The sequence below is a fragment of the Halodesulfovibrio spirochaetisodalis genome (genome assembly GCF_001672295.1).
GTDB classification, from domain to species: Bacteria; Desulfobacterota; Desulfovibrionia; order Desulfovibrionales; family Desulfovibrionaceae; genus Halodesulfovibrio; species Halodesulfovibrio spirochaetisodalis.
On sequence record NZ_JXMS01000002.1, the window covers coordinates 104137 to 128255 of the forward strand.

Annotated in this window: 21 protein-coding genes; 8 read left to right on the forward strand and 13 right to left on the reverse strand. The window is 45.9% G+C overall.

The genetic code is table 11. The features are described from left to right. The first annotated feature begins 175 nt into the window (after positions 1 to 175). The 8 genes from SP90_RS01730 (at position 176) to SP90_RS01760 (ending at position 6917) form a co-directional block, all read left to right on the forward strand. Entirely contained in the window at positions 176 to 1348 is a 1173-nt protein-coding gene (locus SP90_RS01730; protein ID WP_066851924.1) for a homocysteine biosynthesis protein, read from the forward strand. Continuing rightward, positions 1342 to 2148, forward strand: a complete 807-nt coding sequence (gene larE / locus SP90_RS01735; RefSeq protein ID WP_066851926.1) for an ATP-dependent sacrificial sulfur transferase LarE — start codon at positions 1342 to 1344, stop codon at positions 2146 to 2148. Before SP90_RS01730 ends, larE begins: the two co-directional genes overlap by 7 nt. A gap of 89 nt (positions 2149 to 2237) precedes the next feature. Next, on the forward strand, positions 2238 to 2348 hold the full coding sequence (locus tag SP90_RS16895) for a DUF6800 family protein (RefSeq protein WP_322788046.1): 111 nt from the start codon (positions 2238 to 2240) through the stop codon (positions 2346 to 2348). 163 nt (positions 2349 to 2511) lie between these two features. Continuing rightward, complete coding sequence (locus SP90_RS01740; protein WP_066851928.1) at positions 2512 to 2781, forward strand: FmdB family zinc ribbon protein; 270 nt, start codon at positions 2512 to 2514, stop codon at positions 2779 to 2781. An 84-nt stretch (positions 2782 to 2865) separates the two neighbouring features. Next, positions 2866 to 4161 (forward strand): adenylosuccinate lyase, encoded by a 1296-nt coding sequence (purB, locus tag SP90_RS01745; RefSeq protein ID WP_066851930.1) that lies wholly within the window; start codon positions 2866 to 2868, stop codon positions 4159 to 4161. A gap of 31 nt (positions 4162 to 4192) precedes the next feature. After that, positions 4193 to 4765 (forward strand): orotate phosphoribosyltransferase, encoded by a 573-nt coding sequence (pyrE, locus tag SP90_RS01750; protein ID WP_066851931.1) that lies wholly within the window; start codon positions 4193 to 4195, stop codon positions 4763 to 4765. A gap of 199 nt (positions 4766 to 4964) precedes the next feature. After that, positions 4965 to 6221 (forward strand): L,D-transpeptidase family protein, encoded by a 1257-nt coding sequence (locus tag SP90_RS01755; protein ID WP_197498743.1) that lies wholly within the window; start codon positions 4965 to 4967, stop codon positions 6219 to 6221. Continuing rightward, on the forward strand, positions 6222 to 6917 hold the full coding sequence (locus tag SP90_RS01760; RefSeq protein ID WP_066851933.1) for a hypothetical protein: 696 nt from the start codon (positions 6222 to 6224) through the stop codon (positions 6915 to 6917). Between the two features lie 177 nt (positions 6918 to 7094). Here SP90_RS01760 and SP90_RS01765 read toward each other — a convergent pair whose 3' ends face one another. From SP90_RS01765 to SP90_RS01830, 13 genes are all read right to left on the reverse strand, one after another. Beyond that, the gene (locus tag SP90_RS01765; protein WP_066851935.1) at positions 7095 to 7517 is read right to left on the reverse strand and encodes an N-acetyltransferase; all 423 of its coding nucleotides are present in this window, start codon (positions 7515 to 7517) and stop codon (positions 7095 to 7097) included. Between the two features lie 85 nt (positions 7518 to 7602). Further along, positions 7603 to 8988 carry a sigma-54-dependent transcriptional regulator gene (locus SP90_RS01770; protein WP_066851937.1) on the reverse strand — a complete coding sequence of 462 codons (1386 nt, stop codon included), beginning with the start codon at positions 8986 to 8988 and terminating at the stop codon, positions 7603 to 7605. 43 nt (positions 8989 to 9031) lie between these two features. Further along, positions 9032 to 9970, reverse strand: a complete 939-nt coding sequence (locus SP90_RS01775; protein ID WP_066851939.1) for a TIGR01777 family oxidoreductase — start codon at positions 9968 to 9970, stop codon at positions 9032 to 9034. A gap of 58 nt (positions 9971 to 10028) precedes the next feature. After that, positions 10029 to 12236 (reverse strand): sensor histidine kinase, encoded by a 2208-nt coding sequence (locus SP90_RS01780; RefSeq protein WP_066851941.1) that lies wholly within the window; start codon positions 12234 to 12236, stop codon positions 10029 to 10031. An 18-nt stretch (positions 12237 to 12254) separates the two neighbouring features. Continuing rightward, positions 12255 to 12842: a DUF4390 domain-containing protein gene (locus tag SP90_RS01785; protein ID WP_066851943.1), complete on the reverse strand. Its 588-nt coding sequence runs from the start codon at positions 12840 to 12842 to the stop codon at positions 12255 to 12257. A gap of 257 nt (positions 12843 to 13099) precedes the next feature. Further along, complete coding sequence (gene rbsK, locus SP90_RS01790) at positions 13100 to 14029, reverse strand: ribokinase (RefSeq protein ID WP_066851945.1); 930 nt, start codon at positions 14027 to 14029, stop codon at positions 13100 to 13102. A gap of 207 nt (positions 14030 to 14236) precedes the next feature. Further along, the gene (gene rbsB, locus SP90_RS01795; RefSeq protein ID WP_066851947.1) at positions 14237 to 15115 is read right to left on the reverse strand and encodes a ribose ABC transporter substrate-binding protein RbsB; all 879 of its coding nucleotides are present in this window, start codon (positions 15113 to 15115) and stop codon (positions 14237 to 14239) included. A 27-nt stretch (positions 15116 to 15142) separates the two neighbouring features. Continuing rightward, complete coding sequence (gene rbsC / locus SP90_RS01800; protein ID WP_066851950.1) at positions 15143 to 16093, reverse strand: ribose ABC transporter permease; 951 nt, start codon at positions 16091 to 16093, stop codon at positions 15143 to 15145. 12 nt (positions 16094 to 16105) lie between these two features. Continuing rightward, positions 16106 to 17599 (reverse strand): ribose ABC transporter ATP-binding protein RbsA, encoded by a 1494-nt coding sequence (rbsA, locus tag SP90_RS01805; protein WP_066851952.1) that lies wholly within the window; start codon positions 17597 to 17599, stop codon positions 16106 to 16108. A 12-nt stretch (positions 17600 to 17611) separates the two neighbouring features. After that, positions 17612 to 18031, reverse strand: coding sequence for a D-ribose pyranase (rbsD, locus tag SP90_RS01810; protein WP_066851954.1), 420 nt, complete (start codon positions 18029 to 18031; stop codon positions 17612 to 17614). A 421-nt stretch (positions 18032 to 18452) separates the two neighbouring features. After that, on the reverse strand, positions 18453 to 19652 hold the full coding sequence (gene hydF / locus SP90_RS01815; RefSeq protein ID WP_066851956.1) for a [FeFe] hydrogenase H-cluster maturation GTPase HydF: 1200 nt from the start codon (positions 19650 to 19652) through the stop codon (positions 18453 to 18455). Between the two features lie 2 nt (positions 19653 to 19654). After that, a complete protein-coding gene (gene hydE / locus SP90_RS01820) occupies positions 19655 to 20713 on the reverse strand; it encodes a [FeFe] hydrogenase H-cluster radical SAM maturase HydE (RefSeq protein WP_066851958.1) in 1059 nt (352 codons plus the stop codon). Between the two features lie 1152 nt (positions 20714 to 21865). After that, positions 21866 to 23896, reverse strand: a complete 2031-nt coding sequence (locus SP90_RS01830) for a methyl-accepting chemotaxis protein (protein WP_066851961.1) — start codon at positions 23894 to 23896, stop codon at positions 21866 to 21868. Positions 23897 to 24119: the final 223 nt, after the last annotated feature.

Below are 24119 nucleotides of genomic sequence, written 5' to 3' on the forward strand. Positions count from 1 at the left end.
CAAAGGAAAGAAAGGCTGTCTTTTTTTTGTACTGAAAAAACAGGAAAAATGTTTTCTGAGATGTAAGATGGAAAGGATAACATTTTTGAAATTGCACTACTTGAGGTTATCTGCAAAAATTGATATAGATCGAATCACATCATGAAAAGAATATCTTCCTTAAGGAGGGGCGGAAGTGGCACACACTAAAGTAAACAAAACTATTGCTGAGATTAATGAGCGAATTCGTTCCGGTAAGGCCGTTGTATTGAACGCTGAGGAAATGACCGAAGCGGTACGTACAATGGGTAAAGAAAAGGCTGCCAAAGAGGTGGACGTAGTTACAACCGGTACTTTTTCGCCGATGTGCTCATCCGGTCTTCTCTTTAACATCGGCCAGAAAGAGCCACCAACAATCAAGACATCCAAGGTTACTCTTAACGGCGTGCCTGCGTATGCGGGGCTTGCTGCTGTTGACGGATATCTGGGCGCGACGGAGCCGAGGGAAGATGATCCCCTTAACAAGGTGTATCCGGGACAGTTTAAATACGGCGGCGGTAATGTTATTGAAGATCTGGTAGCAGGGCGCACTGTTTCATTGCGTGCTGAAGCCTATGGTACTGATTGCTATCCGCGTAAATCGTATGAAAAAGAGATTACGCTTGCAGATCTGCCTCATGCTGAACTGTTTAACCCTCGTAACTGCTACCAGAACTACAATGCTGCTGTTAACCTTACCAGCCGGATTGTGTACACCTACATGGGGCCACTTAAGCCGAATATGCGCAATGTAAACTTTGCGACTGCAGGTTGTTTATCGCCATTGTTTAATGATCCGCTGTTTAAGACTATCGGGCTTGGTACACGTATCTTCCTTGGTGGCGGTATCGGGTATGTTATTGGTGCAGGTACGCAGCATGTTCCTAATCCTAAACGTAATGAACGCGGTATTCCTCTTTCTCCTGCCGGTACGCTGGAGTTGAAAGGTGATTTGAAACAAATGGAAGCCAGATACTTGCGTGGCTTGAGCTTCATAGGCTACGGTAACACCATGAGTGTCGGGGTAGGTATTCCTATTCCGGTGCTTAATGAAGAGATTGCCTGGTACACTGGTGTGGCAGACAGTGATATTGAAATGCCGGTAAAAGACTACGGGCACGATTATCCGAATGGATTGCCGCGTGTACTCCAGCATTGTACCTATGAAGAGCTGAAGTCCGGTGAAGTGGAGATTATGGGCAAAAAGGTTGAGACAGTGCCTATGACCAGTTACCCGATTTCACTTGAGATTGCAGACAAACTTAAAGAATGGATTCAAAAGGGCGAGTTTCTTTTGAGCGAACCAGTGGAAAAAATTCCCGCATGGTAAATACTGCTAAACTTCAAGCCCTTGAGTCTAAACTCAAGGGCTTTTTTTCTCCTGTTCTGGCCTTTTCCGGTGGAGTGGACAGTCGTTTTCTTGCCCACATCATGCATCGTGCAGATATTGAATTTACTGCAGTGCATATTACAGGCGAGCATGTTCCTCGTGCAGAATCTGCAAAGGCGCTAAATTGGCTGCAGACTCATGATGTGCCGTACAAAGCGTTACGTCTGTCACCTTTGTCCATGCCTGAGATTGCGGCAAATGACAAAATGCGTTGCTATCATTGTAAGCATCTGTTGTTTTCCACCATTAAGCGTATGGTGGAAAGCAATAGTATTGGTGACAGCGAGCCAGTAATTTTAGATGGCACAAACGCATCGGATCTTGGAGAATACAGGCCGGGATTGAAGGCGCTGGAAGAGCTTGGTGTTATCAGTCCGCTTGCATTGTGCGGAATTACCAAAGACGAAGTGCGTGAGTTTGCTCGAGCTACAGGGATGGAGCATGCTGACCAGCCTGCTACTCCCTGCCTGCTGACGCGTTTTTCTTATGGTACTGTTCCGGATATTCATCTTTTACAAAAGGTTGAAGAGTGCGAGGCGGCGTTAAAGCGCTATGGATTGCAAAACTTTAGAGTGCGGATTCTGGATGATGGCTCGCAGCTATTGCAGGTCGCAGCCGCAGAAAAAGGCATGCTGCATAAGCATCATGACGCTATTGAAGAAACGCTGAACAATTCAGGTTTTACTTCTGCTCAAATTCACTGTTCTGAACGGGTGAGCGGCTTTCACGACCGAAAATAGAATCATCTGTTGAGTGATGCTTTGCTGGACAACAGGTTGCTTCTACTGTATCATCCCGACTTTCGAAAAGACCGCTAAGGAGAATTACAATGGCTCATAAGAAACATGAACGTAAGAAAGAACTTGATCGTCGCCGTCATCGCCGTAAAAAAGCAATGAAACTTCGCATTAAAGAAGCAGTTGCTGCTAAGAACGCATAAGCTTCTTTACGATAAATTATCGGCTGCTTACAAGCTCGGTAATGTTTTCCTGCTGCATTGGCAGGCTGGAAAACGGCATTTTTCTTGGCAGCGGTTTCATGTTTATTAACAGTGAAGCCGCTGTTCAGCTTTTCTAGTTTTTGTATTGTTGATGGAGGGTATCGTGCCCATTTACGAATATCGCTGTAATGCGTGCGAACAAATTTTTGAAGAATGGACTACATCCTGTACTGAGGGTGATGAGTCCATTACTTGTCCTGTCTGCGGTGGAGTAGCTGAACGCATTATCTCCAACACTACCTTTGTATTGAAAGGCGGTGGCTGGTATGTTTCCGAATATGGAAAAAACAGTGCGGCATCAAACCCCGCTAAAAAGGACATTCCATCCGATTCTTCCGGGTGTTCCAGTTCCTCATCCTCTTCTGCATCTTGATAGATATTTTTCGGCGGCCTGTATTGGCTGCCTTTTTTGTGCATAGCAATCGTTAACCGCAACCTTATGTAAGAGAACGCTAAAATGATCGATCGTTATACTCGCCCTGAAATGGGTCAGCTCTGGACGCTTGAAAACAAATTCCGCGTCTGGCTCGAAGTTGAAATCGCAGTGTGTGAGGCGTGGCACCGCCTTGGCGAAATCGATGATGAAAGTATGCAGCAGATTCGTGAGAAGGCCGATTTTGACGTGGACCGTATTCTTGAGATTGAGGAAACCACACGTCATGATGTGATTGCTTTCCTCACTGCTGTTGAAGAAAAAGTAGGCCCGGCGGCTCGCTTTATCCACCTTGGCTGTACATCTTCCGATATTGTGGACACAGCCAACGGCGTTCTGCTTTCCCGCGCAGGTGATATCATTCTCAAAGACTTTGAAAAAATGCTTGAGACACTGAAAACTATTGCGCACGAAAATAAAGGTCGCCTGTGCATGGGCCGTACTCATGGAATCCATGCAGAACCGACAAGCTTCGGCCTGAAGATGGCTGGTTTCTACGCAGAGTTTAAGCGTCATTATGAACGTTTTAAGGCTGCTGTAGAAGGTGTTCGTGTCGGTAAAATTTCCGGCGCTGTGGGTACAATGGCAATGATTCCTGCTGAAGTGGAGTCTATTACCTGTGAACTGCTCGGTCTTGCTGTGGACCCTATCTCCACACAGGTGATCAACCGTGACCGCTATGCTGCTTACTTTACCGCGCTGGCTGTTGCGGCGGGTGGTATTGAGCGTCTTTGTGTTGAACTGCGTCACCTGCAACGTACAGAGGTGCTTGAAGCTGAAGAAGGCTTCCGCAAGGGACAGAAAGGTTCTTCTGCAATGCCGCATAAAAAGAACCCGATTTCTGCGGAAAACCTTACAGGCCTTTCCCGCCTTGTTCGCACAAACTCAGTTTCCGCAATGGAGAATCAGGCGTTGTGGCATGAGCGTGATATCAGCCACTCTTCTGTGGAGCGTGTAATTATGCCGGATACCACAATCCTCATGAACTACATGCTCAATCGTTTGTCCAACCTTGTTTCCAACTTGCGTGTTATTCCTGAAAATATGGATCGCAACCTTGTTGGTTCTATGGGGCTCTTTTTCTCCCAGCGCGTACTGCTTGGCCTTGTTGAAACCGGAATGGGGCGTCAGGATGCGTATGTAATGGTGCAGAAGTGTGCTATGGAAAGCTGGGATACAAAGCAACTTTTCGAAGATCTGGTACGAAAAGATCCTGAAATCAGCACGCGTATCGCACCTGAAAAAATGGATGAAATCTTTGATGCAACCTACTACCTGCGTCATGAAGATTTAATTTTTGACCGTGTATTCAATTCTTAACAGACTTATATAGTGATTAATGGAGCGGAAAATGGCAGAACTTAAAAAACGTCTTGCAGAACTTCTTTACGAGAAGTCTTACAAAGAAGGTGATTTCACTCTCGCATCTGGAAAAAAGAGTGATTACTACTTCGACTGCCGTCAGACCGCTCTGCACCCTGAAGGTGCCTGGTTGATCGGCAACCTGTTCTACGAACTCATTTGCGGCCTTGAGAATGCTGCTGAAGTAAAAGGTGTGGGCGGTATGACACTTGGTGCAGACCCGCTTGTAAGCTCCACTTCTGTTATCTCTTTCGAGAAAGGTGGACACCTCCCTGCACTTATCGTTCGCAAGCAGCCTAAAGGGCATGGTACCGGACAGGGTGTTGAAGGTCTTGCCAACTTTGAAGAAGGCGACGTGGTTGTCATGCTTGAAGATGTAGTAACAACAGGTGGTTCTGTTATTACTGCAATTGAACGCATTGAAGCTTCCGGCCTCAAGGTGTCTTGCGTATGCGCTGTGCTTGATCGTGATGAAGGTGGTCGCGAAGCACTTGCAGAGCGTGGCTACAACCTTGTATCTATCTTTGATCGTAAAGAACTTGTAGCGCTTGCGACTAGCTAAAAGTCTTTATACGGAGTTATAATAAAGTGCTTCCGCATGGGAGCACTTTTTTTTTACATTTTTTTTGTATGCACAAAGCCGCAATTCCTTGACAATTTTCCTTCTCTCATGTCCTTTGTCAGTTTGGATTTACATTTCAATAGCTTTTTTAACTGCTCTAGGTTTGTGGAGAGTTTTTCTCTCCGAGATAAGGATGTTCATGCGCCCGTTCCCGTACTTCTTACTGACTTGCATCTTTCTTAGCGTATCTGTTGTTCCTGTCTTTGCCGGTTGGCAAGCTGTGGTGGCTGAGGAAGCCACAGAGCTCCCCATGCTTGTTACTGTGGATAAATCCGAGCAATCTGCGTTGTTTTATGGACAAAAAGCCAGCGAGCTTACATCGCAGAAAGTTCCGTGCAGCTCTGGACAGGTGAAGGGTGATAAGTGGCGTGAAGGTGACAGGAAAACTCCTGAAGGTGTCTACTTTGTAGAGATGAGGCGTACAGCCGGATTAGACTATGCTTTGTATGGTAACGAAGCGTATACATTGAATTATCCTAACCCGGTAGACAGGCTGAATGAGAAAAGCGGCCATGGTATTTGGATACACGGAAGAGGTGCTCCTATTGTTCCTAGAGAAACAAAAGGATGTATTGCTTTAAATAATCCGGATATTGCCGATTTATATACGAAGGTGACAACAAACACTCCTGTCATTCTGGCAGAACAGGTTGCACCTTATTTGCGCGCAGGCTCAGAGGTGGATGTGCTTAAAGAGAAGACTCAGCAGTGGATTGCTGCTTGGCAGAACCGTTCTCCTGAGTTTTTACAAATGTTTTCACCGGAAGCTTTTACAAAAAGTATGGATGAATCGTTTGAAGCTTTCGCACAAAGAAAACAGCGTCTTTTCAAAAGATTACCATGGATTATTACATGGACTGATGATGTAAACGTTCTGCAGGGCCCTGATTACTGGGTAACATGGTTCGATCAGTACTACAGAGCGCCGAATCTTGTTTCTCAAGGAATTCGCCGCCTTTACTGGCAAAAAAATAATGCCGGTAAGTTCATTATTGTCGGTATGGAATGGAAAGAAAGGAAAAATGGTATAGAAAAGGCGTACCTTGACGCTAAGGCTGCAAATGTGCATAACTTTCTTGATGCTTGGGTCACTGACTGGAAAAGCGGGTCAGTTGAGGGGTACATCAGCAGGTATGCGAAGAATGCGGTGCAGGGGACACGACGGGGGATCAAAGCCATTGCTGATCATAAAATTGATGTATGGCAACGTGCGAAACCTGCGCAGATCATGCTTTCTGACATAGAGATGACCTTGTCCGGGCGAGGGCTTGAAGTAAGCATGGATCAATACTATGGAGACAGTACCGGATACACAGACCAGGGTAGAAAAACATTAGTTTTACTGCCGCAAGGTGACCAATGGGTCATTGTAAGTGAAGAGTGGAGATCCAAATAGATGAGCGAAAAGTATAGTGTCCTCATAATGCGTGATGATACCAACGTGCGGCGATACAGGGTGAGCCCTTCAAGCCTGCGTATGCTCTTAATAGTACTTTCCTGTGTTGTTTTAGTCGCTGTGTGCGGAATTTTTACGAGTGCTTCTTTATGGAAAAAGAATACAGCGCTTATGAACGAACGACATGGTATTCAGAAAGAACTTAGAGATCTGAAAGTGTATGTTGAACGCTTGGAGAACATCGAACAAATTTTACAGTCCAATGATCCGGAAGAGCTACAGGCGTTATTTTCTTCCATGAGCGTTGCGGCTTCGACAGAACTTCCTCCCCCGATTGACCTTTCTTCCATGTTACAAAGTATTGATACAGACATGGTGGAAGTATCTAACCTGAAGTTGCAAAAGGCGACAGGCGGTAACCTGAGATTGTCCCTCAAGCTGGACAATAAGAATGCTAAAGGCAATATCCGTGGCTCCATTCTCCTTTCTTTTATTACAAAGAATGGAAAAGTGGTTGTGGTTGATGCCAATAAAAAAGATATGGACTTTAGCATAAACCGCTTTAAACGTATTGTGACAACATTTACTGTGCCTGAATCAATATTGTTGAATGAGGCATATGCATTGCAGTTAAGTATTACAAATAAAAAGACAACATTGTTACAGCGTATTTACCCGATGAAAGAGCTGTTGTAAGTTTTGTTGAAGAAAATTTCTTGTCGTTAGTTCTGTATATTTTACTTAAAAAGGGTAACGGTAATACCTAGCTAGTTGCCGAAATATTGCTGAGAAAAATTACTGAATAGCATGCATTAATCCGCTCTTGACATTATGTCATGAGCGGATTTTTTGTAAGGAGACTAAAATAGATTACTAAGGGAAGATCATCACTAACTCAGTAAACCCTGTATGTTCATCCTGCTGTTCAGATAAAAATCTGAATCCACATTTTTCGTAGAAAGATATACTCTTGTGGTTGGCTTTATAAACCGTAAGCTGCAGGGTCTTGCGAAGTTCTTTAGCTTTTGCAATGAGCTCTTTGCCAATTCCCTTACCCTGACAACATGGTGAAACAAAAATAGCTGCAATCGTGTTTTCGTATAGTGAGATGAAGCCGTTAACGTCATCCACATCTTCGTAGACATAGGTTTCAGCAGCTGGAAGATAGATTGCTCGCATGTCTTTGGCTTTTGCTGTCCAAAAATCTTCAGAAATAAAGTTGTGAGCCTGAATAGAGCTTTCAAGCCAAATTTGGATGACTGGTTCCATATCCTCTTTTTGAAATGGGCGTATCATACTCAATACTTCTCTTTATACTATGCAGAGTAAGCACACGTGTCTCAGGACTTTTGCGTATGCGAGCGATAATCTTTTTTTGTGATTATTCTGACTGGATGTTGTATGAGCGGAGTTTGCGGTAAAGATAGCTGCGCTCAAGCCCAATTGCTTCGGCAAGGCGGGTGATGTTGCCGTCATACTCTTTAAGTTTGGCTTCAAGAAATGCAGCTTCAAAATGGTTACGTGCTTCTTTGAAGTCGACAGCCCCACCTGAGATAAGCTGGTCACAGTTTGAGGTCGGCTGTGGCATATATTGATGAAATTCTGGAGGAAGCATCTGTGCCGTTACAGTCTTTCCGCCATACATAATGAGCATGCGCTCGACAAAGTTTTTTAACTCTCGGACGTTTCCAGGCCACGCGTACTGTAAAAGAGCGGTGGTTGCTTCTTCATCAAAGGTCAGTGGTTTAAAGCCATGTTCTGAGACAAGTGTGGAAATGAAATTGTCAATAAGGGTAATAATATCAGAGCCGCGAACTCGCAGAGGCGGAACATAAATTGGAAATACTCGTAAGCGGTAGTAAAGGTCTTCTCTGAAGTTCCCTTCTCTGATTTCATCTTCAAGCTTTTTGTTGGTCGCGGCAATAACCCTTACATTGACCCGTATAGTTTTGTTTCCGCCTACCCTTTCAAATGATTGCTCCTGAAGAATACGCAGAATTTTTGCCTGCGTTTTCATACTCATGTCACCAATTTCATCCAGAAAAAGTGTACCGTTGTCCGCCATTTCAAATTTACCGGTTTTTGATTGATCTGCACCGGTAAAGGCTCCGCGTTCGTGACCGAATAATTCTGATTCAATAAGTTCCTCAGGGATAGCTGCACAGTTTACAGCTACAAGAGGATTATCTGACCTGCGCGAATGGGCGTGGATTGAACGGGCGGCAATTTCCTTACCGGTGCCGTTTTCTCCGGTGATAAGCACCCAGGCATCAGTAGGGGCTACGCGTTCAATTTGCTCACGGAGTTCGAGAACAGGTTTTGAGTTTCCTGTAACTTCTACAGTCTGTTCTGATTTGATGCGGGTTTTAAGGGCAAGGTTTTCTTTACGAAGATTTTGAAATTCCAAGGCCTTGTCAGCAGCGATAACAACTTTCTCCAAGGACAGAGGCTTTTCAATAAAGTCATGTGCACCATATTTAATGGCGTTTACGGCTGTTTCAATATTCCCGTGTCCTGAGATCATAATAACAGGCAGTGATTTGTCGTGCTGCTTGATGTTGGTCAGAACTTCCATGCCGTCCATGCCGGGAAGCCATATATCAAGAAAGACGAGGTTCGGTGAATGCTCTTTGATTGCTTCCAGTCCCAGTTCACCGCTTTCGGCTTCTTCTACCAAGTAGTTTTCGTCTTCCAGAATACCGCGGAGGGAGAAACGGATTCCTTCTTCATCGTCAATAATTAATATACGTGCCTTGGGCTGAGGCATAGAGGCTCCATGTGGTAATATAACAGGATGTAACGTTGAGAGGTTACTGCTGCAGGATGTTTTTCAGCGCGTCATCAAGCGACGGATACGTAAAACAGAAACCGGATTCAAGCAGTTTTTCTGGAAGCACTCGTTGACCTTGAAGGATAAGCTCTTCAGCCATTTCCCCAAGAGTCATGCGAAGTACTGTTGCAGGGACTCGGAGCCATGACGGTTTTCCGAGCGTTGCTCCCAGTGTATTGCAGAAGGTAGTCATTGTTGCCGGATTTGGTGATGTGAGATTGAACACGCCTTTGCAGGAAGGGGTGTTAATGATGTGAATTATGGCATCAACCTCATCCTGAATGTGTATCCACGACATGACTTGGTTGCCGCTTCCGAGAGGGCCGCCGACCCCCATGCGGAAAGGGGGAAGAAATTTTTGCAGGACACCGCCATTCCCCAGAACAAGCCCTGTTCGAACGATAGCACGGCGGCAGCCGTCACCATCCATGCAGGTTGTGGATGCTTCCCAGTCTTTGCAGACTGAGGCGAGAAATCCCTGACCTGCTGGGCTTTCTTCGGTCATGTAGCTGTCTTCAGGGGATGAGGGGGAGCCACCGTAGTATCCGATTGCAGAGCACTGGATCGCTACTTTAGGCTTGTCTTCAAGCATGCTGACAGCTTTGCACAATGCAGTGCCGGCGTTAACACGCGAGCTTCGGATTTTTTCTTTGCGCTCTTCAGTCCAGCGGCCTTCACCGATATTCGAACCGATGAGGTTGATGACGGCATCAGCGGATTTAATGTGCGTTGCCAGCTGCTCGGGATTTTTACCATCCCACAATGCAAAATCAACATTAAACGAGTGGCCCTCAGGGATGAGGTACCTTCCGCGTTCTGGGTTGCGTGAAGTGACAACCACATGAGCATCATGTTCAAGCAGACGACTTGTAAGAGCTCTGCCAATAAAACCCGAACCACCAAGAAGTACAGCGCGCATTGTTTTGGCTCCATCATGTTCAACGGTTGGAACGACTCCTGTATTGAGTGCCTATCCCTTATACCACAGGAAGCTCTACAGTGACAATGGTGCCACCGTGCTCTGGGCTATTCGCGCGCACGTAGCCTCTGTGGTCACTGATAATGGATTTTACAATGGTCAGGCCAAGTCCTGTGCCGCCTTTTTTATGGGAAAAGTATGGTTCAAACAGACGGGAACGTTCTTCCTGAGTAAGTCCGGGGCCGTTATCTTCAACATCAATACGGACAAGTCCTAATGCCTGTTTGTGTTCGAGAGTAACTGTTACGGTGGCGGTGTCTTTTCCAGCCAGAATTTCCGCGGCATTGGACATAATATTCATGAACACACGTTTCAGTGCGGAGTTGTCCATCTGAATTATCGGAATTTCATTCAAGCGCTGGTAGTTCCAGCTTATGCCGCTGTGGGAGTTTTTGAATAAGGTGACAAGTTCCTGAAGCAACGGGTCTATTTCACCCGGAGCAAGCATAACTTCCGGCAGCTTTGCAAATGCCGAGAATTCTTGAACCATATTCTGCAGTTCTTCAACCTCTTTAACAATAAGGTTGGTGCATTGGCTGAATGCAGGCTCTTCAATTTGTTTGCCGTACTTACGCTGCAGTCGCTGTGCAGAAAGTTTTATCGGTGTGAGCGGGTTTTTAATTTCATGAGCAATTCGGCGTGCTACTTCGCGCCATGCAGCCATGCGCTGCATTTTTTCAAGCTCGGTAATATCTTCAATAACAGCAACAAAACCAAACTGATTTCCATCGTGGGAAGGCAGACCAATAGCACTGAGGAGCAGTTTAAGCTCACGACCTCTGATAGTAACAGCAATTTCGCGTTTCCAAGGTGATTCAGGAGTAGTTTGGAAGTGCGTTATCAGTTCTCCTACGAGTTCACCTTCAACACGGTTTTTCAGCAGTGTGCGGACATTCCACCCGATAAGAGCCTGCGCTGAGACACCGAACATGGAGGCAGCAGCCTTGTTGATGGTAGAAATATGACCGAGTGAATCGACAGAAACTACGCCTGCTGCAGTGTTATCAAGAACAGCCTCAATGTATCTGTTACGCTGTTCTTTTTCGAGATTTTGTTTTTCCAGCTTTGTATTGGCATCGGTGATACTGTTGCGGCTTTGTTCCAGATCTTCTGCCATGCGGTTAAATGAGCCTACAAGAACGCCGAGCTCATCCGTTGAAGTGTCTTCAAGGCGAACAGAAAGGTCACCTTTGGAGATACGTTCTGTTGCTTTTCCGAGGGCAAGGATTGGCTCTACAAGCTCTTTTGCAAGACGGAATCCGAACCACATAGCGCCTAAAATAATCAGCAGAGTAACAACACCCAGAATAAAGTAGAGCGTTATTTTCAGTGGTCTTTTAAGCGTGCGTAGCTTTTTGTATTCATCCAGACCGCGTACAATGCGATCGAGTTTGAACATGGTATCTTTACCGATGCTGCGAACAAGAACCAGATAGCCGGTTTTTCCTTCATCAACTGGCATAACGCCCACAGCATAGTCAGAAGCGCCACCAGGCCATATGAGAGACCAAAAACGGGGATTTTTTTCTAAGTTGCCCCAGTTAATACGGCTTTTGGTTTCTTCCCATACTTTCTCAATATCTTTATTTCCGTGCCAGTTCTGCTCGGTGCGTTTGGGCGTCATTACACCGACAACGGTAAGGTTGTATTCGGAGCGTTTTTCTTCAAGAAATGAATCCATTCCTTTTCCGCCCCATGCAAATTCGCGTTTACGGATTTGGGTAATGATGTATGTACTGAAATGCTCAAGATCATTTAGTGAATCAGAATAGAATGCCTGTCCGATATCAAGCGCTGTCTCCATGGATGTTTCTACCTGATTTTTGAACCAGTAATCCACGGAGGTTTGCACAAACTGAGTACTGATAACAAACATGAGTGCTGTCGGGATAAGAGACAGGCACATGAAAACAAGTACAAGGCGCGTTCGCAGGTGCGAGCCCAGTACTTTGCGGCGGCGTTCGAGGATAAGTTTAATCCCGTTACGCAGAACAATGAAGAGAATAAGGAGAACAAGGATAAAGTTTAAGTTGAACAGGGCGAGGAAAAAATATGAATCCACGCCAAGGTATTTAAGCTCAATCCATGTAAGGGCAATAATAACAAGGAAGATGACAGCCGCGACAATGAGTTCGCGTTTGCGACGTTTTTTTTCGCGCGCGTCGATTGCGTTGACTATAATTGTGCCCTGATCATGAGGGGTCATAAAAATACCTGCGTATTATCAGTACGTGAAATCCGTTGAATATTGTATCGGAGGGGCAGGATCCCATGACCAGAAGAAGAAAGATTTGCTGAGCCACTCAGGCACGTCGGTGTTAATCATCTCGACATAGAGAGTTACTCTGTAATCATTACCGGAAGTCATTAAGGTCGTGCTTCCCACAGGAAGGGTGATAGATCTCCATGCTCCTTCCAGTAACTTTCGTAAACTTTTATTTCGATGCGGTGCTTTGTCGTCAGGCAGTGTGAGGAAATACTCTTTGGTCAATGTGTCGTAATAAAGAAGGCTTGTGACACTGGTTTCGGTCAGACCTTTTCTAAACCAGTAGGAGCGTGGTTTGGACAGGTTTACCTGACAAAATAGTTCAACTTGCACTCCTTCTGTGAGTAACAGACGGAGTTGATCAAGCTGGGTGACTCCAACACCGAAGTTGAGCATCAGAGCACCGTCAGTTTCAGCAAGGCGAAATGAGGTCAGTCTCATCTCCTGTGATACAGCATGGGCTGATGACGGCAGGGATATGCTGAAAATACAGAGCGCTATAGTGGAGAACAACAAGGTTCGTATGAAGGAGGATACTTGAGTCATAGGTCTCTGCTTCGTTAGAGTCAATTGGTTCGCATCTGAGTATGCGGGATTCTGGCATACTGTGCAGTTCTTGGCAAGCTGCCGGTTTCCCGATGAATATATTTATTTCAGTATGATAGATTGTAAAGAGTAGTGAAAAAATCTGACAAAAAAAGCGCAGTAACGTGTCCTTTTCTCAAAAAAGAGCACATGTTTTGTGTGTCGCTTTTGCAATATGCTGTTGTTCTTATCAAAAATAAGATTATGCGACAGTATAGCTATTGATGTTCGCCCTGCAAAAATATGTCGACTTCGTCACGTTTCGGAATAGAAGTCTGTGCACCGAGACGTGTTACGGAAATTGCCGCAGCAGCATGTGCAAATCTGATTGCGTCATCCATATTTTTTTCTTCAAGTAGTGCGGTTATAAGTGCACCGTTAAAGACATCGCCGGCTGCTGTTGTGTCCACAGGGCTGACTGTAAATCCCTTGATGATGCGTGAGCCGCTTTCATCACTGATAAAAGCTCCTTTGCTGCCAAGAGTAATAACAACCTTTTTTACACCTTTTGTATGAAAGACAGCTGCAGCTTCTTGTGCATCTTCTGCTGTTGTTACGGTCACGCCTGTTAACAGCTCAGTTTCTGTTTCATTGGGAGTAATCATGGTGATATTTGCCAGCAGCGAATCTGGAAGCGGACGGGCAGGCGCTGGGTTGAGGACAACATTTTTTCCTGCTGCGTGTGCTGCTTTTGCCATCATTTCAATGGTGACCAGTGGCGTTTCAAGCTGCATGAGAATAGTGTCGGCATTGTCGAGTAATGACATGTGCGGTTCAACAAGCTCTGGCAGTAAGTGGGCATTAGCTTCCGCAGAAATTCCAATGGAGTTTTCTCCTTTGCTGTCCACATAGATAATGGCAATACCTGTCGGTGTGTTCGGTAAGGAGATAACGCCACTTGTGTAGATATTGTCTTTTGCAAAAGCTGTGAGCATGTTTTTGCCGAAATCATCATCACCTACGCAGGCGATGAGAGAAATATCTGCGCCAAGGCGCCCTGCAGCAACAGCCTGATTGGCTCCTTTACCACCGGGAACAACACGGTACCCGTGTCCTGTGACCGTTTCACCCGGACGGGGAAAAGAGTCTACCTGAAGGATATGGTCGGCATTAACGCTTCCAAGAACAACCAGTTTTTTCGTAGCCATAGTAACTCCGCAAAAAGCTTGTAACCGAGCGCCTTATATGTGCAAGCCCTGTCTCATACTTTGCGTTATGGATGGGTTAACAAGAAGAAAGTACACATTTTACCAGCTCGATATGTATCGCTGGCCAAAAATAGATGTATTCGAGTGAGTCAGGGCTGATATGAATATCAGCCCTGACTTGTCAGAATAGTACTCTGTCAGAGCAGATTATTTTTTGATTACCTGAAGTGGAACAGGGATATTTGCTTCCACTTTTTCACCTTTAAGAATTTTGCCCGCAGTTTCAACACCAAGAGAGCCGATGAGCGCAGGCTGCTGCGCGATGGTTGCTGCCATGTCGCCGCGCTTTACTGCCTCAATACCGTCATTTGTGCCGTCAAAGCCCACGATAACAACGTTTTTGCCTGCTGCCTTAACAGCTTTTACTGCGCCGAGAGCCATTTCGTCGTTCTGTGCGAATACACCCTGAACTTCTGGCTGCGCCGCAAGCAGGTTTTCCATTACATTGAGACCCTTGATGCGGTCGAAGTCTGCTGGCTGGCTTGCAAGGAGAACAAAGTCGTTCGCTTTAACTGCCTGTGCAAAACCTTCGCCACGGTCACGGGCAGCAGATGTGCCTGCGATACCTTCCAGCTGGATAACTTTTGCACCTTTGCCAAGCAGCTGCGCCATGTAATCACCAGCCATTTTACCGCCTGCTACGTTATCAGAAGCAATGTGGCTGGCAACTTTCCCGCGGGTTGCACCGCGGTCAAGAGTAATAACAGGAATGTTGGCGTTATTGATCATACGGATCGCATTGGATACCGCATCAGAATCAGTAGGGTTAATAAGGATTGCTTTAACGCCGCGAACAGTGAGATCTTCAACGTTAGCAAGCTCTTTGCTAGGGTCGTTCTGAGAATCGAGAACGATAAGCTCAAAGCCCATTTCGTTTGCTTTTTTAACAGCACCGTCTTTCAGGGAAACAAAGAACGGGTTGTTTAATGTAGAAACAACCAGTGCAATGGTGTCTTTAGCATGTGCAGGAATGCAGAGAGCCAGTGTAAGAGCTAGAGTAGCAGTAAAACCAAAGAATCTTTTCATTTTAGTTTCTCCTTAGAATGGGGGGTCTTATTTGCTTTTCGTATCAATGAGTACTGCCAGAAGAATAACCAGTGCTTTGGCAATCATCTGGTAGTACGATGAAACATCAAGCAAGTTGAGAGCATTGTTGAGAACACCGATAATCAGGGCACCTAGCAGGGTGCCGATGATGGTGCCTTTGCCGCCCATCAGGCTTGTTCCGCCCAAAACAACAGCAGCAATGGCATCAAGTTCGTATCCTGCACCAGCCGTTGGCTGTGCAGAAGAAAGACGTGAGGTGACGATAAGGCCGGCCAGAGCAGAAAGCAGACCGCACATGGAGTATACGGCAATTTTAATGCGGTCGACATTAATGCCGGAAAGGCGTGTCGCAGCCTCGTTACCACCCAACGCATAGATATATCTTCCAAGACGGGTATGGTTCAGCAGGTACCAAGCCGCAAGGAAAGTGAAAGCCATAATCCAGATAGGAACAGGAATCCCGAGCATGTGACCTGTGCCAATAAAGGCAAAGCTGTCCGCTACATCAGTGAATCCTGTAGAGATAGGACGTCCGTCTGTGTAAACAAGGGTCAGTCCTCGTACCAGCGTCATGGAAACCAGTGTGGCGATAAATGCCTGTACTTTTCCCTTCGCAATGACGATTCCGCTGAAGCCACCGACGATAGCTCCGGCAGCGAGTGCTGCAGTTACAGCAATAAATACCGGCAATTCGCTGGCAATGAGCGAGGCGCTGATAGCGCCGCACAGCGCAAGTATTGAGCCTACAGAAAGGTCGATTCCGGCTGTAAGAATAACCATGGTCATCCCTACAGCAATAATAGCATTAACGGCAGTTTGCCTGAGGGTATTCAGAATATTGCCGGTGGTGAAAAAGTTCGGGTTAAGCAGCGATACCACAATGACCATGATGATGAGTGCAATGAGCGTCTTTTGCTCTATAAGTCTTGTGGTGAGTGTTTTTTTTGCAGTTGTCATACGGGTGCTATCCTAGCGCTTCTTACCTACAGCGCAGGCCATAATGTTTTCCTGATTTGCTTCTGCAGCGGTAAATTCTCCACTGATACAGCCTTCATGCATTACAATAATACGATCGCTCATTCCTAAAATTTCCGGCATGTCTGAAGATACAAGAATGATACTCATGCCTTCTTTTTTAAAGGTGTTGATGAGCTGATAAATTTCTTTTTTTGCCCCCACATCAACACCACGGGTAGGCTCATCCAGAATAAGTATCTTAGGGCGTGTCATAAGTCCTTTGGCAATGGCAACTTTTTGCTGATTGCCGCCGGAGAGGTTACCCACTGGCTGATGTCTGCCCGGTGTTTTGATGTTGAAGGTATCAATATATTCGTCCACGGCATCGCGCTCTTTGCTGTGGTGCAGCTGACCTGATGCGTGGCTGAAATGCCTGAGTGCAGAGAGCGTCATGTTTTCTTTGACGGAAAGCCCTAAGACAAGGCCGTCTGCTTTGCGGTCTTCGCTGATAAACGCGATTCCTGCATCAAGAGCATCTTTCGGGGTATTGATAGTAATTTTCTTGCCATTCAGATTGATACAGCCGTCTGTGAGCGGGTTGGCTCCGAATATGGCTTTCATGAGCTCAGTTCGTCCTGCCCCCATCAGTCCGGCAATACCGACAATTTCACCTTCGCTTACCTGTAAGCAGACTTGGTTGACTCCGGCAGCAGAAATATTGTCTGTTTCAAGACTCACGTTGCCTTTGGCCACAGCTATACGCGGATACTGGTCTTCCAGTTTGCGGCCCACCATTAGTTCGATAAGCCTGTCTTCGGTAATGTCTTTTACTGGCATTTCCGCAATAAATTTACCATCCCGCAGGATAGTGACATCATCACAAATTTCAAAAATTTCTTTCAAACGGTGAGAAATGTACACAACCCCGTAACCAGCGTCGCGTAGTTCATTGATAACAGTGAAAAGTGCCCGCGTTTCAGTGTCGGTGAGTGCATCAGTCGGTTCATCCATGATGATGACACGTGATTCGAACGACAGCGCTTTGGCAATTTCCACCATCTGCTGTTCACCGATACCCAGATCGCCAAGCCGTGTTTTTGAAGAGCGGGTAACACCAAGGCGCTGCAGCAACTCGTCTGCTTCACGGTACATGGTATTCCACTGAATGTTGCCGAATGCTCCAGTTTTTTCTCTACCGAGGAAAATGTTTTCAGCAATGGAGAGTTCCGGCAGGAGGTTCAACTCCTGATGGATAATAGAAATTCCTGCGGCCTGTGACTGGGCAGGGCCTTTAAATTCGGTTTTCTTACCGAGGTAGGTCATGCTTCCGGCATCACGTTTATATATACCGGTAAGCACTTTCATGAGTGTAGATTTTCCTGCGCCGTTTTCGCCCATAAGCGCCATGACGCGTCCAGCTGTAACTGTAAGGTTTACGCCGTCCAGTGCTTTTACACCGGGGAAGCTTTTTTCAATACCTTCCAGCTTGAGTAGCTCTGTTCCCATACGCATAGACTCCTAGAAGACGACACCGGACTTCAGGGTGATGTTGGCATACGGAGTAAATTCGCCGGTTCGAATAACAGCAACACTGTTCTGTGTATTTACTTTATATTCTTCATGGCTGACGTAGGAAATGGAAATTTCTTTGTTCCGCTGCTCTGCAATTATGGAAAAGAAGGTAGTTACCTTGCTATGGAGCTCAGGGCTTACGTTAGGAAATTCTTTTGCAAGCTCGACGGACTCTACTTCCATTTCAGAAACGACAGCCTTTAGTGTGTCCATAAAGGAAGGCACACCTTCAGATAAGGCCAGGTCAATGCGTTGAACATGTTGAGGGATTGGTAAACCTGCATCGCAGATTGTCAATGCATCAAAGTGTCCCATTTTTGCAAGAGTGTAGGACACTTCAGAGTTAATAAGAGTCGCTTTTTTCATATGCGCTCCAGAAAGCCAATGGGTGTATATACATGTAATTCTGCTTAATTCAGCAGAAGTAGATAAAATTGCCTTGTAAAGTTCGGTAGCAAAAAAATGAGCCGAACACACGGGTGTAACTGGTTACAGAAAAAAATAACACATTACAAATAAAAAAGCGAAAAAGTATCAGTGCCTGAAATTGATTAAAAAACAGTGCGTTGAAGTTGTTTCGGTTGTCTGCAGAAAAACATTAAATCACTCTGGATATGCTGGATTGAGCGGTTTGACGATAGTTAAAAGAGTGCTGAATAGTTAGTAAGGCTCTATTTTTATTGAGGGTAACTGTCAGGTGCAGGGGGAGTTTATTGAGCATCTCAGAGGAAAACGTATGACATACAAAAGCCCCTGCGAGATCAGCGCAGGGGCTTTGTGTTACACATTATGCATAGAGCGGTTGAATGACCCGCTCCAGTACACCTTGAACTTTTGAGATAGCTATACCGTAGTTTGTGGTTGGTACGTCGTGTACAGCGAATTCACGCATTCGTCGTAGCATTGCAGTACGACTCGATTTACAACCTCCACAGACAATTGCCAGGCTGTAGTCTTTAATGTTTTCAGGAAGATCGTCTTCAGAAGCTATGTCAAAGGATAGCTTCTTGCCGGTATACTGAGTAATCCAGTCTGCTATTTTTTCATGATCGGTATTGTTGTCCAGTGTATGGTGAGGGCAGCATTCGTGCATAAGTACTTTGTCACCGTCTTGCAGTTCATCAATGGTAGAGGCACCTTGTAATAGCTTGGCTAAATTGCCTTTATACCGTGCGAAGACTGTTGAAAAGGTCGTGAGAGGCACGTGCTTTGGGACTATCGCTGCTATTTCATGGAGTATTTCAGAATCGGTTATAACAAGCACCGGATCTTTTTTGAGCATAGTAAGCGCAGCGTATAGTTCTGTTTCTTTGACGACCGTTGCCAAGGCATCCGCGTCAAGAACATCTCTGAGAACTTGCATGTGGGATTGAGCAAGTCTGCCTTTGGGAACAGCACTGTCGCTATGTGGTACCAGCAGCACTGCCTGCGCAGGTGTAATGAAATCGCTGACAAGCTTTGGCTTTTCTATGAGTTCCTTTGGGGCAGTGGCAGTAATGAAACGTTTTAGTTCATCAATGTTTTCGCCTGTAGTGGCGGAAACTGTAACAATGGAATGTCCGGAGCATGCTTCGAGGTCAGCTTGTGAAGGCGTTGTAAGGTCAGACTTGTTAAAAACGACGATAACAGGGATGTCCATTTCTGACAGTTCAGTCAGCAACCGTTTTTCTTCCTGCTGCATTCCGTGCTCTGTAACAACCAGTATGCCAATGTCTGTTCGCCGTAATACCTTACGGGTTGCAGCCATTCGTTGGAGTCCATCGGTTCCGTAGTCGTCCAGTCCTGCGGTATCGAAAAGGGTTACTGAGCCAAACGGAAATAGTTCGTACTGCAAGCCAGCAGGTGCGGTGGTCGTACCCGGATGAGCCGATACAATAGCTACTTCCTGATCTGTCAGTGCATTGATTAAAGACGATTTACCTGCGTTGCGGCGGCCTGTCAGTGTGATAATCAGGCCGGTCTCATTGGGGATTGCAGATATGTTCATAGCTAAATCGCGGGTTGTGCGCGAAAGGTTCGGCGCATGCTGGAGCCGGCTTGGGAACTCAGGGTGAAGCCTGCTTGCTGTACTTGGTGCTGAAGCTGTTTAACCGCTGCATGACCTGTACATGCGGGATCATTTTTTCCGGGATAGATTGCGTAGCGGCTGCGTACGTCATCTGGTGTGATGGAAGGCATAATGACATTGGCACCAGCATTAAGAGCAAGTACCCGGCCTTCATTCTTTTTAATGATTGATAGTGAATCCAGCGCGCTGATGGCGGGAATGTTGGCAGCTGGATTGGCTAATCTGAGCAGTGCCGTAACGCGCAGGCTTTCAACAAGTCTTCCTTGCTCTGCATGTCGAAGCGGGGTTTGCGGGTGCGGAATAAAGGGTCCGCAAGCAATCATATCCAGCCCCATAGAACTCAGGAGCAGTAAATCATCTGTCAGTGTTTCTGCTGTCATCCCGGGGAGTCCGATAATAATTCCCGAGCATGTTTCATACCCCAGCCGTTGCAGCGTTTCAATCCGGTTCAGCCTGTCGTACAGGTGTTCGCCCGGTCTGTAGAGGCTGTAAAGATCTGAGTCGGACGTTTCAATTTTGAGCAGATACCTGTCGGCTCCACTGTCACGCCACAAACGGTAGACATCGTCGGGGTGGTCGCCAAGAGAGAGTGTGACTGCCAGATTATACTTCTCTTTAATAGCGCGAACTACTGTGTAAACAAAATGCGGGTTAACGTCTTCATCTTCTCCGGCTTGCAGGACAATTGTCCCCATGCCCAGAGCATGCGCATTATCCACAGCCTGCATAATTTCGTCATGGGTAAGACGATATCGCAGCAGTTCTGTGTTGCTACTGCGTAAGCCGCAGTAATGACAGTTTTTTCTGCAGTATGATGAAAACTCAATGAGTCCCCGCTGGAATACCGTACTATTAAATAATGCTCGAGCAGTGGCAGTAGCAGCAGTAAACAGGGAGTTGTCTGTGTCGCTGAAGGATGTGCCCTCTTGTGCGACTGGACTCTTTAAAATCTCAATAATCTCATTACGTGTTAAAGACATAAACAAAACTTCCTTAAAGATAGCAGTTGCGCGCTGCTAGGTTGCCGTCACCCTAATCTATAGGGTGACGGCTGAAGCATGTAACCAAGTGCTGCGTGTGTACAATATTAAAGTGCCATATTGTACGCGGATGATGACAGCGGGTTTGGTTCGCTACAGGTAGAGGTCACGTTCTTCCTGTGAATGCGCTGCAGGCGGAACACCACATCAGTGCGCCTGTAGTAAAACAGTTTTCTACCTAAATGGTGATAAGGTAGACGCAGTGGCGCAGTCGTCCTCTAAATTTTTGAAATGTAAGGAGTGAATTCAGCAGACAATATGCAGAATAAATCCTCAGTTATCCTATTCCACGAAGTGTTCGCCAATTCTGCCAAGGCGATAGCATGGTATGAACAATGAAAAGATGATAGCCCGCATGATAACGTTGCTGCGGCTGGTATCAACAAGATGTCCATTGTTATGACTACGCTAGATAGCACTTCCGGACGGTCAAACTCCGAGGCTCAAAACGCGTCGGACAGGTGTGCGAATAAGGCATGAAATATTGATACATCGAGAGGAGATTTCGACGTAACAGTGCCGCATTCGCGGATGCTCATAATCAAGGCCGTGTATGGCACGGCAAGACGCGGGATGGCAACAGTTCGTTTGAAACTCATATTATCTAGTTGCTGATGGCAGGCTGCAGACCATTTTCAAAGACAACGGTGTGCTGGGGGAACGGAAATAACTCCCCGTGGATGTTGACAGGCTGTACTGTCAGCAGAGCACGTACGCATGAAGCTGAACAAGTAGATAATGTGCCGGAGTATTGCGGCTTGGCGAACGCAATACAAAATCTGACCATATGTTCATGCAGTGCCCACTGCATTGTTGGTATGAAAAATGACCAACATAGTCAGAATGGTTACTATGTGTTTACTTTTTTTGTTCAATAATTACAAATGTTTTTTGTGTTTACACATCGCCTGTGGTGCGATTGTGAAAAAAATTACAACTAACGTTCCAAGAATATTGAAAATTCATATACGGGGTTGATTATGGATAATAGAAAAAGAAAAACCTCTGAACCGAAGGGCTCAGAGGTTTTAGGTGTGACATCCAGAGTGGCAGTGTTGCTCTTATGTGAAAAGAGAATTTAGTTGAGCAGTGCTATTGCTGTATTTCCCGCATAACTGTTTCAAGTTTTTGTGAGAGCATGGCGAGCGCTGCAACAGCTTGTGCTGCTTCCTGCATTCCTTGTGCGGTTTCCTGTGTCAGGGAATTTACCTCGTCGGAAGCACGGGCAATCTGCTCGGAAGCGGCTGATTGTTCTTCAGAAGCTGTTGCAATGGAACGTACGCGATCAGCAGTCTGTTCACCTGCTGCAACAATTTGTTCAAGTGCTGTGCCTGCATTGAGTGTAAGTTCGGTGTTGTGTTCAATGTGGTCTGCAACTTTTTCCATCTGCACAAGCGTTGTGCTCGAACTGCTTTGAATTCCACTGACAACCGTTTCGACCTCATTGGTGGCCTGCATGGTTTTTTCAGCAAGCTTGCGTACTTCGTCTGCTACTACGGCAAACCCGCGTCCTGCTTCTCCTGCACGGGCAGCTTCAATGGCCGCGTTCAATGCCAGCAGGTTTGTCTGGTCTGCAATGTCGTTGATGACATTAATAATATTCCCCACGGACTGAGCTTGTTCGCCAAGTTCTGTAATTGTTTTGCGCATGTCTTGAGCAAATTGTTGTACTTCTTCTGTTGTACGTACAACATTCTGCACGAGGGTTGCTCCGTCAGAAGCAATATGCTGAGCCGTTTCAGCATCTTCAGCAGCTCTTGCTGCATTACTGGCAACTTCCAGTGTGGTTGCATTCATTTCTTCTACAGCTGTGGCTGTTTCGTTCATGCGATCACTCTGAATGGTTGTTCCTTGTGTGGTCTGATTGATCTGCACTTCAAGTTGACCAGCTTCTGTAGCTACCTGATCCGCAATAGCGCTTGCCGCCTGGGCTGCCTTGTTGATTCGTTCGTTCTGTTCTTCAATAATTCGTTGCTGTGCAGTCAGTTTGGTCAGGTCAAACCAGAAAGACACAGAGCCGAGAATTGTTCCGTCCAAATCGTAAACTGGTGTTGTTGTAATATCTACAAAAAGCGTTTTCCCTGAAGCGAGAGGGCGCTCACAGTTTACATGTAGTTGTTTGCGCTCTTTGATGGCTTTATCTGAAAGAGTTTCCTTAGTGGAATCATCCCAGTAAAGTTCTCCAGAACGGAGTCCAATGTATTTTTCCGGTGCTTCTTTTTTTTCCAGCATTGTACAGAGCTGCTGGTTAAGCCAGATCATATTAAAGTCTGGCCCTACTATACCGCATGGAGTCGGGATTGAGTTGAGAACACCCTGTGCGAATCCGAGTTTCTCTTTGAGAGTTTGAATCATGTGGCTGAGTGAATCGTGCAGGACAGCCATTTCTCCAGTAAAATTGGTAGCTGCTTTTGCATCCAGATCACCTTGTGCGACTTCATTTGCAAAACGTGTAAGTTCGTTAAGCGGGTTGTTGATTGCACGCAGAATAAAGAACGCAAGTGCTAGACCAAGAAACACCACAATACAGCATATTCCGATAATGAGCAGTTCGGATTTATGCAGCTGTGCAAGGGAATCTTCACCCTCGGCAACAAGAAAGTTGTGACTGGCCTCTCCGAGAGCTTTAAGTGAATCCTCCATACGGTGCAGAGGCTTTTTGAATGGAATCATCCTACGGTTAGCTTCCGAAGGTGTGATGTTTTCCGTCATAGCCTGATGCGTAATTTTTTTTACGCCCTGCAAATACTCTGCATATCCACTTTTAAATTGGTGGATCGCTGCGCGTTCTTTGTCAGAAAGCTCGATAACTTTTGCTTCAAGCGCTTCAATCGCAGCAAGCTCGTTGCGTGTAACTTCAGAAATATCCTGTAATTTCTTAAGATAGCCTGCTTGCTTTTTTGCATTACCAATATTGAGAAAGATGTCTTTTTCATAACGGCGGTGCAGTAAGAGAGAGGTGTTAAGTTCTAACGCATGTTCGCGGAGCGCCATGTCGCAGAAAATTAACTCTTCAATTTGATCGGTAGATTCTTCTGCGGACATGTATCCGACAATCCCAATAAGCAACGACAGCCCAATAGTCGTGCAAAAACCCAATACCAAAAGCTTTTTAATAGACATGAATTACCCCTAATGATGGAGTCCTCTGCAGTATGTGCAGAAGACTGAAACAATCGCTTGGCGCATCACTGCCAAGTGATAAGGTCAAAATTTAAAAAATAGCACAATAGATATAGCAAGTGAGAGTCTCTCTTCGTCTTCTGCTTTTGGTCCCCGATGCAGAAATGCTTGACGAAAGGATATATTGCGGATTCTGGGTGCTATGCAGTGTCACATAGAATTT